Annotated in this window: 11 protein-coding genes; 7 read left to right on the top strand and 4 right to left on the bottom strand. The window is 69.7% G+C overall.

The window, feature by feature from the left end; all coding sequences use genetic code 11:
- The first annotated feature begins 51 nt into the window (after positions 1 to 51).
- The 6 genes from ALIDE2_RS21220 (at position 52) to ALIDE2_RS21195 (ending at position 7,946) form a co-directional block, all read left to right on the top strand.
- Entirely contained in the window at positions 52 to 1,194 is a 1,143-nt protein-coding gene (locus ALIDE2_RS21220) for a porin (RefSeq protein ID WP_013520708.1), read from the top strand.
- Positions 1,195 to 1,267: 73 nt separating this feature from the next.
- Positions 1,268 to 2,116 carry a fumarylacetoacetate hydrolase family protein gene (locus tag ALIDE2_RS21215; protein ID WP_013723094.1) on the top strand — a complete coding sequence of 283 codons (849 nt, stop codon included), beginning with the start codon at positions 1,268 to 1,270 and terminating at the stop codon, positions 2,114 to 2,116.
- A 39-nt stretch (positions 2,117 to 2,155) separates the two neighbouring features.
- Entirely contained in the window at positions 2,156 to 3,919 is a 1,764-nt protein-coding gene (locus tag ALIDE2_RS21210; RefSeq protein ID WP_013723093.1) for an FAD-dependent monooxygenase, read from the top strand.
- 29 nt (positions 3,920 to 3,948) lie between these two features.
- A complete protein-coding gene (locus ALIDE2_RS21205; protein ID WP_013520705.1) occupies positions 3,949 to 4,890 on the top strand; it encodes a VOC family protein in 942 nt (313 codons plus the stop codon).
- Between the two features lie 97 nt (positions 4,891 to 4,987).
- On the top strand, positions 4,988 to 6,787 hold the full coding sequence (locus ALIDE2_RS21200; RefSeq protein ID WP_013723092.1) for an arylsulfatase: 1,800 nt from the start codon (positions 4,988 to 4,990) through the stop codon (positions 6,785 to 6,787).
- A gap of 31 nt (positions 6,788 to 6,818) precedes the next feature.
- A complete protein-coding gene (locus ALIDE2_RS21195; protein WP_013723091.1) occupies positions 6,819 to 7,946 on the top strand; it encodes a formylglycine-generating enzyme family protein in 1,128 nt (375 codons plus the stop codon).
- A 12-nt stretch (positions 7,947 to 7,958) separates the two neighbouring features.
- Here ALIDE2_RS21195 and ALIDE2_RS21190 read toward each other — a convergent pair whose 3' ends face one another.
- The 3 genes from ALIDE2_RS21190 to ALIDE2_RS21180 form a co-directional block, all read right to left on the bottom strand.
- A complete protein-coding gene (locus tag ALIDE2_RS21190; RefSeq protein ID WP_013520702.1) occupies positions 7,959 to 9,128 on the bottom strand; it encodes a phospholipase A in 1,170 nt (389 codons plus the stop codon).
- Entirely contained in the window at positions 9,125 to 9,454 is a 330-nt protein-coding gene (locus tag ALIDE2_RS21185; protein ID WP_238530063.1) for a hypothetical protein, read from the bottom strand. The genes ALIDE2_RS21190 and ALIDE2_RS21185 overlap by 4 nt, the downstream gene beginning before the upstream one ends.
- Before the next feature lie 101 nt (positions 9,455 to 9,555).
- Positions 9,556 to 11,616 carry an ATP-dependent helicase gene (locus tag ALIDE2_RS21180; protein WP_013723089.1) on the bottom strand — a complete coding sequence of 687 codons (2,061 nt, stop codon included), beginning with the start codon at positions 11,614 to 11,616 and terminating at the stop codon, positions 9,556 to 9,558.
- A 156-nt stretch (positions 11,617 to 11,772) separates the two neighbouring features.
- Between ALIDE2_RS21180 and ALIDE2_RS21175 the strand changes: the two genes are divergently transcribed.
- Complete coding sequence (locus ALIDE2_RS21175) at positions 11,773 to 12,723, top strand: AEC family transporter (protein WP_041701706.1); 951 nt, start codon at positions 11,773 to 11,775, stop codon at positions 12,721 to 12,723.
- Here ALIDE2_RS21175 and ALIDE2_RS21170 read toward each other — a convergent pair.
- Positions 12,718 to 13,425, bottom strand: a complete 708-nt coding sequence (locus ALIDE2_RS21170; RefSeq protein ID WP_013520698.1) for a TetR/AcrR family transcriptional regulator — start codon at positions 13,423 to 13,425, stop codon at positions 12,718 to 12,720. The two genes, ALIDE2_RS21175 and ALIDE2_RS21170, sit on opposite strands and share 6 nt — an antisense overlap.
- Between the last annotated feature and the right edge of the window lie 36 nt (positions 13,426 to 13,461).

Raw genomic sequence — 13,461 nt, 5'->3', positions numbered from 1 at the left:
CATCGATTCGGTCATTGCCTGGCTTCATCCCCAACGTGCGAACCACTCGACATGAAAAAGAACCTGGTTACTTTAGCCGCCCTCATCCTCGCCGGTGCGGCCTCGGCCCAATCTTCGGTGGCGCTGTTCGGCGTCGTGGACGCGGGCGTTGCCCGTTACAGCCAGGGTGGTCTCGGCAAGACGATGCTGGACACCAGCGGCCTTGGCCCGAGCTCGCTCGGCTTTCGCGGCACGGAGGACCTGGGCGGCGGCCTGTCGGCCCACTTCTGGCTGGAAGCGGCCCTGCTCAACGATGTCGGCGCGGGCAGCTCCAGCGGCAACGGCAATCCATCGACGAACGGCGGCCTGGCCTTCGGACGCCGCGGCACGGTAAGCATCGCGGGCAGGTTCGGCGAAGTCCGCCTGGGGCGCGACACGCCTCCATCGTGGTGGAACCACGTCGTGTTCGATCCGTTCTTCACCGCCGGCCCCGGTAGTGGTGCGAATATCACCTCCGGCGGCGGCGCCAATGGGTTCGCCGGTGCAAACCCCTTGAGCTTCAGCCGCATCAGCAACACCATCCAGTACCAGTGGGGCTTCGCGCCCAATGCCCAGTCCGCCATCGGCCGGGGCGTCTATGTCCAGCTGATGCACGCCTTCGCGGAAAACGCCGGCGGCGCGCCGGCCCGGGGCCAGTACTCCGGCGGGCGCATCGGCTACGCCGGCGGTCCGCTCAATGTCGCGCTGTCCTATGCGCGGTCGAAGGGGCCGGCATATGCCGCCGATGCCGCCCGGGGGTACAGCACCTTCGAGAGCTTCAACCTGGGCGGCTCGTACGACATCGGCGCGGCCAGGCTGATGGCCCACGTGGGGGCGAACGACTCCAGCGCCCCCGGCACCCGGCACGACCACTGGGGCCTTGCCGCCACGATCAACGCCGGCCCCGGCTACATCCCGCTCGCCTACAACGCCGTCAGGCAGAACAACGCGACCCGCGACGGAGCCAGCCAGATCGCGGCGGGCTATGTGTACAACCTGTCCAGGCGTACCGCTCTGTACGCATCGGCTTCGTACATCCGCAACAGGAACAACGGCACCTACACCTTCCTGGGCGGCAACGGCGGTGGGCAGCCAGGCCTGCAGACCGCCTTCGGTGCCGGCACGCCGTTCGGCAGCGGCACCGGCTACGGCATGGGCATCAGGACTAGCTTCTGATGCATGTGCACGCTGGTGAGAAACAGAAAACCCCCATCCCCCGCAACCCCTTCTTCGACGTAGAAAGACTGCTATGAAAATCGCCTCCTTCCTGCTTGACGGCCAGCGCCGCGTCGGCGTGCTGACCGAACGCGGCCTGGCCGTCATCGATACCGGCGGCGCCGACCTGGGCGCGCTGCTGCGCCAGGGGCTGGATATCGCTGGCCTGCGCCAGCGCGCGGCCGCGAGCCAGCGCTTCGCCGATCCGGCGGACGTCACCTTCCTGCCCCCCGCGGCAGAGCCCCCCAAGGTGATCTGCGTCGGCTTGAACTACGCCGACCACACCAAGGAAAGCCCGTACGAGCAGCCGGACTACCCGACGCTGTTCCTGCGCGCTGCGACGAGCCTGGGCGCGCACGGCGCGGCGGTGGAGCGGCCGCGGGCCAGCGAGACCCTGGACTGGGAGGGCGAGATGGTCGTGGTGCTTGGCAAGGGTGGCCGCCACATCCCGAAGGACAAGGCGCTCGATTGCGTGTTCGGCTACGCTCCCGGCAACGAGATATCCGTGCGCGAGTACCAGTTCAAGTCGCCGCAATGGACGGTGGGCAAGAACTTCGACGGCACCGGCACCTGGGGCCCCTACGTGGTCACCTCCGACGAACTGCCGCCGGGGGGCAAGGGCCTGAAGCTCGAGACCCGGCTCAACGGCGAGGTCGTGCAGTCGGCCAACACTGGCGACATGCTGTTCGACGTCGCCACCGTCATCGCCACCGTCAGCGAGGCCATCACCCTGCAGGCCGGCGACATCATTTTCTCGGGCACGCCGGCCGGCGTGGGGTTCGGGCGCACGCCCAAGCGGTTCATGAAGCACGGCGACGTGGTCGAGGTCGAGATCGAGCGCATCGGCCTGCTGCGCAACCCCATCAGGGACGAGCAGCGCTGAGCCTGCATCCATGCCAACGCACATCCACGGAGACACACCATGCGCACCATAGAAATCCCAGTGCTCGTCGTCGGGGCCGGCCCGGCCGGCCTGTCGGCCACCTGCCTGCTGGCCACGCAGGGGGTCAGGACGCTGACCATCACGCGCTACCCCGGCACCGCCAACTCGCCGCGCGCGCACATCACCAACCAGCGCACGATGGAGGTCTTTCGCGATCTGGGCATCGAAGATCGCATGTACGAGGTCGCCACGCCTCAGGCGCTGATGAGCAACAACGTGTGGGCGACCAGCTTCGCCGGCGTCGAGATCGCCCGGCTGCAGGCCTGGGGCAGCGGCCCCGAGCGCCGCGTGGACTACGAGCTGGCCAGCCCCAGCTCCATGTGCAACCTGCCGCAGCACGTGATGGAGCCGGTCCTGCTGGCCGCCGCGCGCGAGCGCGGCGGGCAGTTCCTGTTCAGCACCGAGTTGGTCGCCATGCGGCAGGAAGGCGACAAGGTCGTCTCCAGGCTGGTCGACCGCATCAGCGGCGAGGAAATCGAAGTCGTCTCCGACTGGGCCATCGGCTGCGATGGCGACAACAGCGTCGTGGTGCGGGAGCTGGGCTTCGAGACCGAAGGCCAGATGAACCTGGGCGCGGCGATGAACGTGTGGCTGGAGGCGGACCTGACCCAGTACACCGCGCACCGCCCGGGCACCCTGTACTGGATGACCCAGCCGGGCAACAACTACTGGGTCGGCTCGGGCACCTGGATCTGCGTGCGCCCCTGGACGGAATGGGTGCTGCTGTTCATGTACGACCCCAGCCAGGGCGAGCCCGACACCAGCGAGGCGGCGCTGATCGAGCGCGCGCAGGCCACGATCGGGGACCCGTCGATCCCGGTCAGGATCAAGGCCGCGTCCAAGTGGACCATCAACCAGGTCGTGGCCAAGTCCATGCGCAAGGGCCGCGTCTTCATCGCCGGCAATGCCGCGCACCGCCATCCGCCGGCCAACGGCCTGGGCACCAACACATGCGTCCAGGACGGCTTCAACCTGGCGTGGAAGCTGGCCATGGTCATCAAGGGGCAGGCCGGCGACGGGTTGCTCGACAGCTACAGCGACGAGCGCCAGCCTGTCGGCGAGAACGTCGTGCGCCGGGCCATGCAGTCGGTGCGCGACATGCTGCCCATCTCTGACGCGCTCGGCTTCGAGCCCGGCCAGGACGAGGCCGCGGGCTGGGCCAATGTGGACCAGCTGTTCTCCAACACGGCGCACGGCCGCGAGCGCCGCCGCAAGCTGCGCGACGCGGTCGCGCTGCAGAACTATCAGTTCAACTGCCACGGCGTGGAGCTGGGGCAGGTGTACGCGTCGTCGGCGGTCATCGGCGACGGCAGCGCACCGCCCGAGCCGGCGCGCGACCCCGAGCTCTACTACCACCCCAGCACCCGACCCGGGGCCAGCCTGCCGCACGCGTGGCTGCGGCAAGGCCGCCGGCAGGTATCGACGCTGGACCTTGTCGGCAAGGGCCGGTTCACGCTGCTCACGGGCGTCGGCGGCGGGGCATGGAAGGCGGCGGCGCAGGGCGCGGCCGAGGCCCTGGGCATCGAGCTGCCGGTGGTCTCGATCGGCGGCCCGGACTGCGACGCGCAGGACGTGTACTCGCGCTGGGCGGATCTGGCCGGCATTGGCGAGTCGGGCGCATTGCTGGTGCGCCCCGACCGCCACGTGGCCTGGCGTCAGCAGGACGATGCGCAGGCCGGCGGCGATGCGCTCGTGCAGGCGCTGAGCCAAATCCTCGACCAGCGCGCGCCGGCTCGCTCCTGAACCGCAGCATCCCGTCAAGGAGACCCGTCATGTCCTGGAACCTGCCCGGTGAATCCCGTTACGGCATCCACTCCATCGACCATTTCGCGCTAGAAGTCCCGTCGCTCGCCCAGGCGCGCCACTTCTTCGAGGCGTTTGGGCTCGATGTGAGCGAGGAAGGCGCCGGCCTTGCATTGCGCGCCCATGCCGCCCCCCATGTCTGGGCGCGCCTGCACCAGGGGCCGAAGAAGCGCCTGGCGTACCTGTCGCTGTCGTGCTACGGCGACGAATACGAGGCGCTCTGCGACCAGGCGCTGGCTGCGGGCGCCAGGGCGGCGCCGCAAGGCACGCCGTACCTGAGCGCGGAAGGCCGCTGGCTCCTCGATCCGGACGGCAATCTCGTGCAGCTCAAGGCCGGGCCCAAGATGACGCCGTGCTCGATGGTCCACGGTACCGTGCGCCAGGCTGGCCCGAACGAGCGGGGCATGTGCAACCGCAGCGCCGTGCCCAGGGTGCGGCCGCGCCGCCTGTCGCACGTGCTGCTGTTCACGCCGGACATCGAGCGCGCGCTCGGGTTTTGGAGCGATGCCTTCGGCCTGCGCCTGTCCGACCGCGGCGGCGATGCCGTGGCCTTCATGCACGGGCGCCACGGCAGCGACCACCACCTGGTTGCCTTTGCCGCCAGCAGCGCCCCGGGATGGCACCACAGCGCCTGGGACGTGGACGGCATTGACGAAGTCGGCCGCGGCGGCGAGCAGATGCGCGAAGCCGGCTACGCCGAAGGCTGGGGCACGGGTCACCATGTGCTCGGCTCGAACTTCTTCCACTACGTGCGCGACCCCTGGGGCTCGTTCGCGGAGTATTCGGCGGACATCGACTACATCCCCATGGGCGCGAAGTGGCCTGCCGGCAGCCACCCGGCCGAGGACTCCCTTTACCAGTGGGGGCCGCCGGTGCCCGAGTACTTCATCCGCAACGTGGAAGCCGGCTGAACCGGCGGCGGCAGAACAAAGAAAGCGCGATTGCGGCCGACCCGCATCGCGTGGCCAGCCACGCACTCTTCAATCCATCCGACCCGCAGAAATCACCATGACGATCCATTTCCTTTTCCGACAAGCCGCCCACGCCGCCGCGCTCGCGGCGGTCCTGGCCGCGGTGGCCGGCTGCGCCGGCGACCGCGGCGCATTGCCGACGCAGGCCGCAGCGGCTGGTCCGGGCGTGCCGGCGCGCACCGCCGCCGCCAAGCTGCCCAACATCCTCATCATCCTGGCTGACGACCTCGGATACAACGACATCGAGCCCTTCGGCCAGGACGTGATCGAGACCCCAGCGCTCAAGGCCCTGGCGGCCGAGGGCATGCGCTTCACCAACTTCCACGTGCATGCAACCTGCTCGCCGACGCGCGCGCAACTGCTGTCCGGCGTCGACAACCACGTGGCGGGCATGGGGTCCATGGGCGAGTACCGCACGCCGGAGATGGACAAGTACCCGGACAGCTACATCGGCTCGATGAACGGCTGCGTCAAGACCATCGCCGAGGTGATGAAGGAGCGCGGCTATGCGACCTTCATGGCGGGCAAGTGGCACCTGGGGGGCAAGCCCGGGCAACTGCCGAAGGCGCGCGGCTTCGAGCGTTCGTACGTCCTGGTCGGCCCGGGCGGCAGCCACTGGGACGACAACGGCCTGCTGGGCGTGAACCCCAAGTCGCGCTTCACCGAGGACGACAAGCCGATCGCGCGCGACACGGGCGAGTTCTCGTCCAACCTGTACACGGACCGCTTCCTCAAGTACATGAAGGAGGCGCAGCAGGCCGGCAAGCCGTTCTTCGGCTACCTCGCATACCAGGCCGTGCACGATCCGCTGCACGCGCCGGCCGATGCCATCGCGAAGTACCGTGGCAAGTTCTCGCAGGGCTATGACGCCGCGAGGCAGCAGCTGTACCGCCGCATGCTGCAGATGGGCGTCGTGCCGGCTGGCACCAGGATGTCGCCGACCGCCCCGCTGTTCCAGCCGTGGAGCCAGCTCGACCCCGCGGAGCGGCAGCGCCAGGAGCGGATCATGGAGGTCTATGCAGCCATGGTGGACAACATGGACTGGAACATCGGCCGCGTCATCGACGAGCTCAAGCGCACGGGTGCCTACGACGACACGCTGATCTTTTTCATTTCCGACAACGGCCCCTCGGGCGCCTACATGGACCTGTACCCGGGCAACGCCGACGGCAAGTGGATCAAGGCGACGTTCGACACCTCGCAGGCCAACCTCGGCGCGCCGCTGTCGTTCGCCGGCGTGGGGCCGGGCTGGGCGAGCGCGAGCGCGTCGCCGTTCAAGCTGTTCAAGATGATCGGCACCGAGGGCGGCACCCTCTCGCCGATGATCGTGCGCGGCCCCGGGGTGGCGAAGCCGGGCTCGATCAACGACGGCTTTCTCGGCGTCGAGGACATCTTCCCAACGGTTATGCAGATCGCCGGGGCCGATCGCGGCACCGAGCGCAACGGCGTGTCGCTGGCGCCGCTCAAGGGGGTGTCCTTCGCGCCGGTACTGCAAGGCCGGGCCGCCGCTGCGCGCGGCGCGGACTTCGAGCGCGGCTCCGAACTCTTCGGCAACAAGGAGTACCGCCAGGGCCGCTGGAAGATCACCTGGCTGCCCAAGCCCTACGGCGAGGCGCGTTGGCAGCTGTTCGACACCGATGCCGACCGCGGCGAAACCCTGGATCTAGCGGCGAAGTACCCGCAGCGCGTGGCTGACATGGCGGCCCGCTACGACGCCTGGGCGCGGGCCAACAGCGTGATGGCGTGGGACTACGACTACCTGGCGAAGAACCTGTTCGACTACTTCGACTGGCGCAAGGGCGTGCCGCGGCAGATCATCAACCCGGGCCAGGAATGACGCGGCGCCGCGCCGACGAAAGGAGCCAGCGATGACACAGCTCGCCGCCGCGATGCACTGGCGCGCTCATGGGCCGCGCCGCGCCATCGCCCTGTCCCTGGCCGCCGCAGCGCTCGCGCTGGCGGGCGCCGCCGTGGCCTGGATCGCAGCGGCGCGCACAGCGCCCGCGGGCGGGACCGTCGGCGACGGCCGCAGCGGCCCCGCCGGCATGGTCTGGGTGCCTGCCGGGCGATTCGTGATGGGCAACACCAGCAGCAAGGCCTTGCCCAACGAGAAGCCCGGCCACGGCGTGCGCGTGGCGGGTTTCTGGATGGACCGCACGCACGTGACGAATCGCCAGTTCGAGCAGTTCGTCCGGGCCACGGGCTACGTGACGACCGCCGAGCGCGTGCCCGACTGGCCCAGCCTGCAGGCCCAGCTTCCGCCGGGTACGCCCCGGCCGCCGGCCGGGGCGATGGTGCCCGGCGCGCTGGTGTTCGCGGGCACGTCGCAGCCGGTTTCGCTGGCCGACTACATGCGCTGGTGGCGCTACATGCCCGGCGCCAGCTGGCGCCACCCGCAGGGCCCGCAGTCGGACTTGCGGGGCAAGGAGGACCACCCCGTGGTGCAGGTGTCCTACGAGGACGCCCAGGCCTATGCGCGCTGGGCCGGCAAGCGGCTTCCGACGGAGGCCGAATGGGAGTACGCGGCGCGCGGCGGGCTCGACCAGCAGCGCTTCGCGTGGGGCCACCTGCTGGAGCCCGAAGGCCGGCCGATGGCCAGGACCTGGAGCGCGCAGCCGCAGGTGTTTCCGGTCGCCTCGGCCAAGGTAATGCCGGGCACCGCCCCCGTGGCAAGCTACGCGCCCAACGGCTATGGCCTGTACGACATGGCGGGCAATGCGTGGCAGTGGGTCGCAGACTGGTACCGCTACGACGCCTTTGCGCGCCAGGCGCGCAAAGGCGACGTGGCCAATCCGCGCGGGCCCGGCGAATCCTTCGATCCCGAGGGCCTGCGCGCCGATGCGCCCAAGCGCGTCATTCGCGGCGGCTCATTCCTGTGCAGCGAGGAGTACTGCGAAGGCTACCGGGTCAGCGCACGCCAGGGGCAGGACCCGTACAGTGCCAGTGCCAACGTGGGCTTTCGGCTGGTGCTCGACGCGCAGGACTGGAGGTATTGATCCCCCTCCCGGTCAGAAATCCACCAGGCTCACGCCCACGCTGAACACGGTGCGCCTGCGGTTGTAGTCGATCAGGCTGTCGCCGTAGCCGGAGAACAGCTGCGTGTGCAGGCGCAGGTTGGTGCGCCGGCCCACGAAGCTGGTGCCCAGGCTTTGCAGCCATTCCAGGCGCACCGAGCCGCGCGCCGTGGCGCCCAGCGAGTGGCGCGCGGTCAGCGACAGCGTGTTGTCCGGGTCGGGGGTCCAGGCCAGGCCCAGTTCGGCGCGGCCCACGTAGTTGCTGATGCCGGGGTTGTCGTCGTTCGCGGCGTTCTCGTGCAGGCGCTTCCAGATGCGGCCGGTGATGCGCCAGCGGTCGGCGAGCTCCATGCCGCTCATCAGGTACACGCGGTTCCAGCTGCGCGACAGCGGCAGGCTCTGGCCGTTGGACTGGTGCACCAGGCCGATGCCGCTGTAGCGCCAGCGCCAGCCGAAGGGCAGCTTGGCGTCGGTGGGGTACACGTACATGATCTCGGGCTCGTGGTCCGTGTTGCGGAACGGCCGCGAGATGTCGGGGCTGAAAAGCTGCCAGTACGACTGCTGCGTATAGCCGAACCACAGCGAGTCGCGCAGCGTGGGTTCGCCGCGCGTGAGCAGGCCCTGGGCGAGCTTGGTGCGCACCGACAGCTGCACGCGCATCTCGGTGCGGCGGTAGTCGATGGGGCTGGCGGCGTTGTTCTCGGGGTTGCCGGAGGTGGGCTGCCGGTTCACGTTGCTCGCGCCCACCACCGAGACGGTCATGGGCCGGTAGCCGCGGAAGCGGAAGGCGCCGCAGTCGCTGCCGGCCTCCAGCTCCCAGAAGCGCGAGAGCGTGCCGTACTGCGCGTCGCGGCAGCCGTCTGCCTGGACGGCCTCGGCGGTGTGCGTGGTGGGCGGCGCGGCGTCCACGGGCGGGGGCGCCGCGTCGCCGGGGGCGGCCGGCTGCGCGCTGGCCGGGGCCGCGGGCGCCTGCCAAGCCTGCTCGCCTGCCCACCGGTCGAAGCAGGCCAGGCGCGCCTGGCTGTCGTCCGCCAGGGCCGCGCACTGGCGCCAGCCGGCGTCGCCGCCGGCGGGGGCTGCGGGCTGCGCGGGGCTGGCCAGGGGCAGCGCCGCGCCGAGCAGGGCGGCGCACCAGCGCAGCGGGAAGGGCAGGGGGCGCGTCATGGCTGGGGGCCCCCGATCTTGCGCAGCGTGAAGGCGTAGGGGCGGTCGGCCTCGTCGGTCCATTCGCCGCGGATCTCGCGCGCGCAGCTGCCCTCGACCACCTGGCCGAACCAGTTGCCCGTCACCTTCCTGCCGTCGCGCGATTCCTCCAGCGTCAGCTCGCCGCGGTTCACGTCGCCCACCACGACGGCGCTGGAGCCGGGCCGCAGGATGTGTCCCTTGACCGTGCCGTCCCATTCGGGGTGCGGGCCCAGCTCCAGCACGATGGGGCCGTTCTGGCCCGGCATGTCGGCCTGCCAGCGGCCGACGAGCTCGGGCTGCTCCATCTGCGTGGCCGTGGGGCAGGCGGGTTTTGAATGGTTTTGGGCACAAGCGCTTATCAGGCAAGCGCTGAAAGCTATCAAAAACAGAGTTGTACGCATGACGTTCAATCCGGTGTGGCCGCGGCGGCCTGCGCCTTGCGCGCGAATTCCTCGCGCAGCTGGCGCAGCTTGTCGCGCGGGTTCTCGCGGGCGGTGGCGGCGTCGAGCTTCATCTCGGCGATGAAGCGGCTGGGCTGGCAGGCGACCATCTCGCGGCCCTTCTTGCGCTTCTTGGTCCAGCTCACGGCCAGCGTGCGCTGGGCGCGGGTGATGCCCACGTACATCAGGCGGCGCTCCTCCTGCAGGCGCGCGGCCACGTCGTCGGCCACCTTCTGCTGGCGGCCCTCGTCGTCGTCGAGCTTGAAGGGCAGCATGCCCTCGGTCACGCCGGCCAGGATGACGTGCGGCCACTCGAGGCCCTTGCTGGCGTGCAGGGTGGAGAGCACCACCATGTCCTGCTCCTGCTCGCGCTCGGAGATGGTGGACAGCAGCGCGATGGTCTGCGCCACTTCGAGCAGGCTCTTGGTCTCGCTTTGCAGGCCGGTACCTTCCTCGACCTGCCCGCCCGCGCGCTGGGCCATCCAGTCGCAGAACTCCAGCACGTTGCTCCAGCGCGCGGCGGCCACCTTCTCGCTGTCCTCGCCGTCGTACAGGTGCTGCTCGTAGCCGATCTCCTTGAGCCAGTCGGCCAGGAACGCGCGCGCATTTTCGGCCCCGTGCGTGTGGCGCGCGCGGTGCTCCAGGTCGTTGATGGTGCGGCCGAACTCCAGCAGCCCCTCCAGGCCGCGCTTGGGTATCACGGCGGGCAGCATGGCGTTGAACAGCGCGCCGAACATGCTTTGCTTGTGCTGCGTGGCGAACTCGCCCAGCGCCCCCAGCGTGGTGTGGCCCACGCCGCGCCGCGGGCTGGTGACGGCACGCAGGAAGGCCGGGTCGTCGTCGTTGTTGATCCACAGGCGGAACCACGCGCACAGGTCCTTGATCTCGGCGCGGTCGAAGAAGCTCGTACCGCCCGAGACCTTGTAGGGGATGTTTGCCTTTCGCAGCGCCTTCTCGAACGGCTTGGCCTGGTGGTTGGCGCGGTAGAGGATGGCGAAGTCCTTCCACGCGGGCGGCGGGTTGCTGGCCGCGCGCAGGCCCTGGATGCGGGCCACGGCGCGCTCGGCCTCGTGCTCCTCGTTGTCGCAGTCCACCACGCGCACGGGTTCGCCCTCGCCGAGTTCGGAAAACAGCGTCTTGGGGAACAGCTTGGGGTTGAGCCCGATGACGTTGTTGGCCGCGCGCAGGATCGCGCTGGTGGAGCGGTAGTTCTGCTCCAGCTTGATGACCTTGAGCTGCGGAAAGTCCTGCGGCAGCTTCTTCAGGTTGTCCAGCGTCGCGCCGCGCCAGCCGTAGATGCTCTGGTCGTCGTCGCCCACGGCGGTGAAGCGCGCGCGCTCGCCCACCAGGTATTTCAGCAGCTCGTACTGCGTGGCGTTCGTGTCCTGGTACTCGTCCACCAGCACGTGGCCCAAGAGGCGCTGCCACTTCTCGCGCACCTCGGGATGGTGGCGCAAGAGGCGCATGGGCATGCCGATCAGGTCGTCGAAATCCACGCTCTGGTAGGCCGACAGGCGCTCCTCGTAGCGCTGCATGATGAGAGCGATACTGCGCTCGTGGTCGTCCTTGGCTATCGCGAGCGCCTTGCGCGCGTCCCAGCCCTGGTTCTTCCAGTTGCTGATGGTCCACTGCCACTGGCGCGCGGTGGCCAGGTCGGTGGTGCCGCCCGCGCAGTCCTTGAGGATGCCGGTCACGTCGTCCTGGTCGAGGATGCTGAACGAGGGCTTGAGGCCGAGCACGTGCCCGTCCTCGCGCACCATGCGCACGCCCAGGGCGTGGAAGGTGCACACCAGCACGTCCTTGGCCTGGCGGCCGATGAGGCCGGCCGCGCGCTCGCGCATCTCGGCCGCGGCCTTGTTCGTGAAGGTGATGGCGGCGATGCGCCGCGGCGCCAGGCCCGTCTCGATGAGCCGCGCGATCTTGTGCGTGATCACGCGCGTCTTGCCCGAGCCCGCGCCGGCCAGCACGAGGCACGGGCCTTCGGTGTAATGCACTGCCTGCAGCTGGGCGAGATTGAGACCGGACATGGGAGAAGGGGGCGAGGGCGCACCATCGGCCGGCGGCGGCGACGGGCGGGAGACACACAAGGCCGCCGATGATAGCGGCCCCTATGGCGCCGCGATGCCCGTATGGGGTGGTTGCAGTGGTGTGGGGATGTGTCGGCCGCTGCGACAATCGCGCCCGTGCTCTCCGTACTGCTGGTTACCTTCCCCTTCTTCGCCCTCGTGCTCTGCGGCTACCTCGCCACGCGCGGCGGGGCGCTGCCCGCGTCGGCCATAGGCGGCCTCAACAGCTTCGTGCTGTACTTCGCGCTGCCCTGCATGCTGTACCGTTTCGGTGCGCAGACGCCGATCGCGCAACTGCTCGACCCGGCCGTGGCGGGTGTCTACCTATTGTGCGCGCTGCTCATGGTGGGTGGCACCGTCGCGCTCACCAGGCGCTCCGTGGGGTGGAACGACGCGGCCTTCGGCGCGCTGGTCGCCACCTTTCCCAACACCGGCTTCATGGGCGTGCCACTGCTGGTGGCGCTGCTGGGCGAGCACAGCGCCGGCCCCGTGATCCTGAGCATGGCGCTGGACATGGTCGTCACCACCTCGCTGTGCATCGCCCTCTCGCGCCTGGACGGCGCGGGCGCGCACGGCGTGGCGGTGGCGTTGCGCAACGCGGCGCGCGGCATGGCCGTCAACCCCATGCCCTGGTCCATCGTGCTCGGCGGCGTGGCCTCGGCGCTGCAGTGGCAGCTGCCCGGGCCGGTGGACAAGACCCTGGCCATGCTCGCGGGCGCGGCCTCGCCCGTGGCGCTGTTCACCATAGGCGCGGTGCTGGCGCGCTCGCAGATGAACCAGCACGAATACGTGCCGCCGGGCCGCTACGTGCCCATTGCGCTGGCCAAGCTCGTCGTGCACCCGCTGCTCGTCTGGTGCGTGGGCCGCGCGGCGATCGCGCTGAGCGCGCCGCTGTCGTCCTTCACGTTCACCGTGCTCGTGCTGCTGGCCGCGCTGCCCAGCGCGAGCAACGTGGCGCTGCTGGTGGAGCGCTTCGGCGCGCACGGGGGGCGCGTGGCGCGCATCATCCTGGTGTCCACCGCGCTGGCGTTCCTGAGCTTCTCGGGCGCGGTGGCTCTGCTTCTATGAGGCCTTCTTCCTGGCCCTGGGCGGCGCGGCCCGGGCGGCCTGCCTGAGCACGCCGTTCATCAGCGTGGCGATGCATTGCTCGGCCACCTGCGCGGCGCTGTAGCTGCCGTCGGGCTGGTACCAGCGCCCGATCCAGCTCAGGGCGCCGGCGATGACGAAGGCCGTCATTTTCGGGTCGCAGGCGCTGAGCGAGCCCTCCTGCACGCCCTGCGCCACCAGGCGCCGGAAGGCCTGGTCGATCTCGGACTTCATGCGGCGCAGCTCGGTGCGGCTGGGCTCGGGCACTTCCTCGTCGCCCACGCGGATCAGGCACATGCCGAAGGGCTGGGTGACGATGTCGGCATACACCTGCATGCAGGCGCGCAGCTGGTCCACGGCGTTGCCGCCTGCCGCGCGCGAGGCCTCTATGCCGTCGAGCGTCATGTGCAGGCCCTTCCTCACGCACTCCAGCAGGATCTCGTCCTTGTTCTTCACGTAGTAGTACAGCGTGGGCTTGGTCACGTGCAGCCGCGCTGCGATGTCGTCCAGCGAGGTGGCGTGGAAACCCCGCTCGTTGAACATCTGGGCCGCTGTGGACAGCACGGCGTTGCGCTTGGCCTCGCGCTGCTGTGCGCGCTCTTTCTCGCGCGCCCAGGGCGAATCGTCGGCCGGCTTGCGTGCGCGCCGGGCGGCCGGGGTGGCGGCGGTGGAGGATGAACCCATGCTGATGGCCTCTTGTGTTCCGGGAAAGTCCCGATG

Origin of the sequence: Alicycliphilus denitrificans K601, from assembly GCF_000204645.1 — a bacterium.
Lineage (GTDB): Bacteria > Pseudomonadota > Gammaproteobacteria > Burkholderiales > Burkholderiaceae_C > Alicycliphilus > Alicycliphilus denitrificans.
This window is presented reverse-complemented; position numbering and strand designations above follow the sequence as displayed.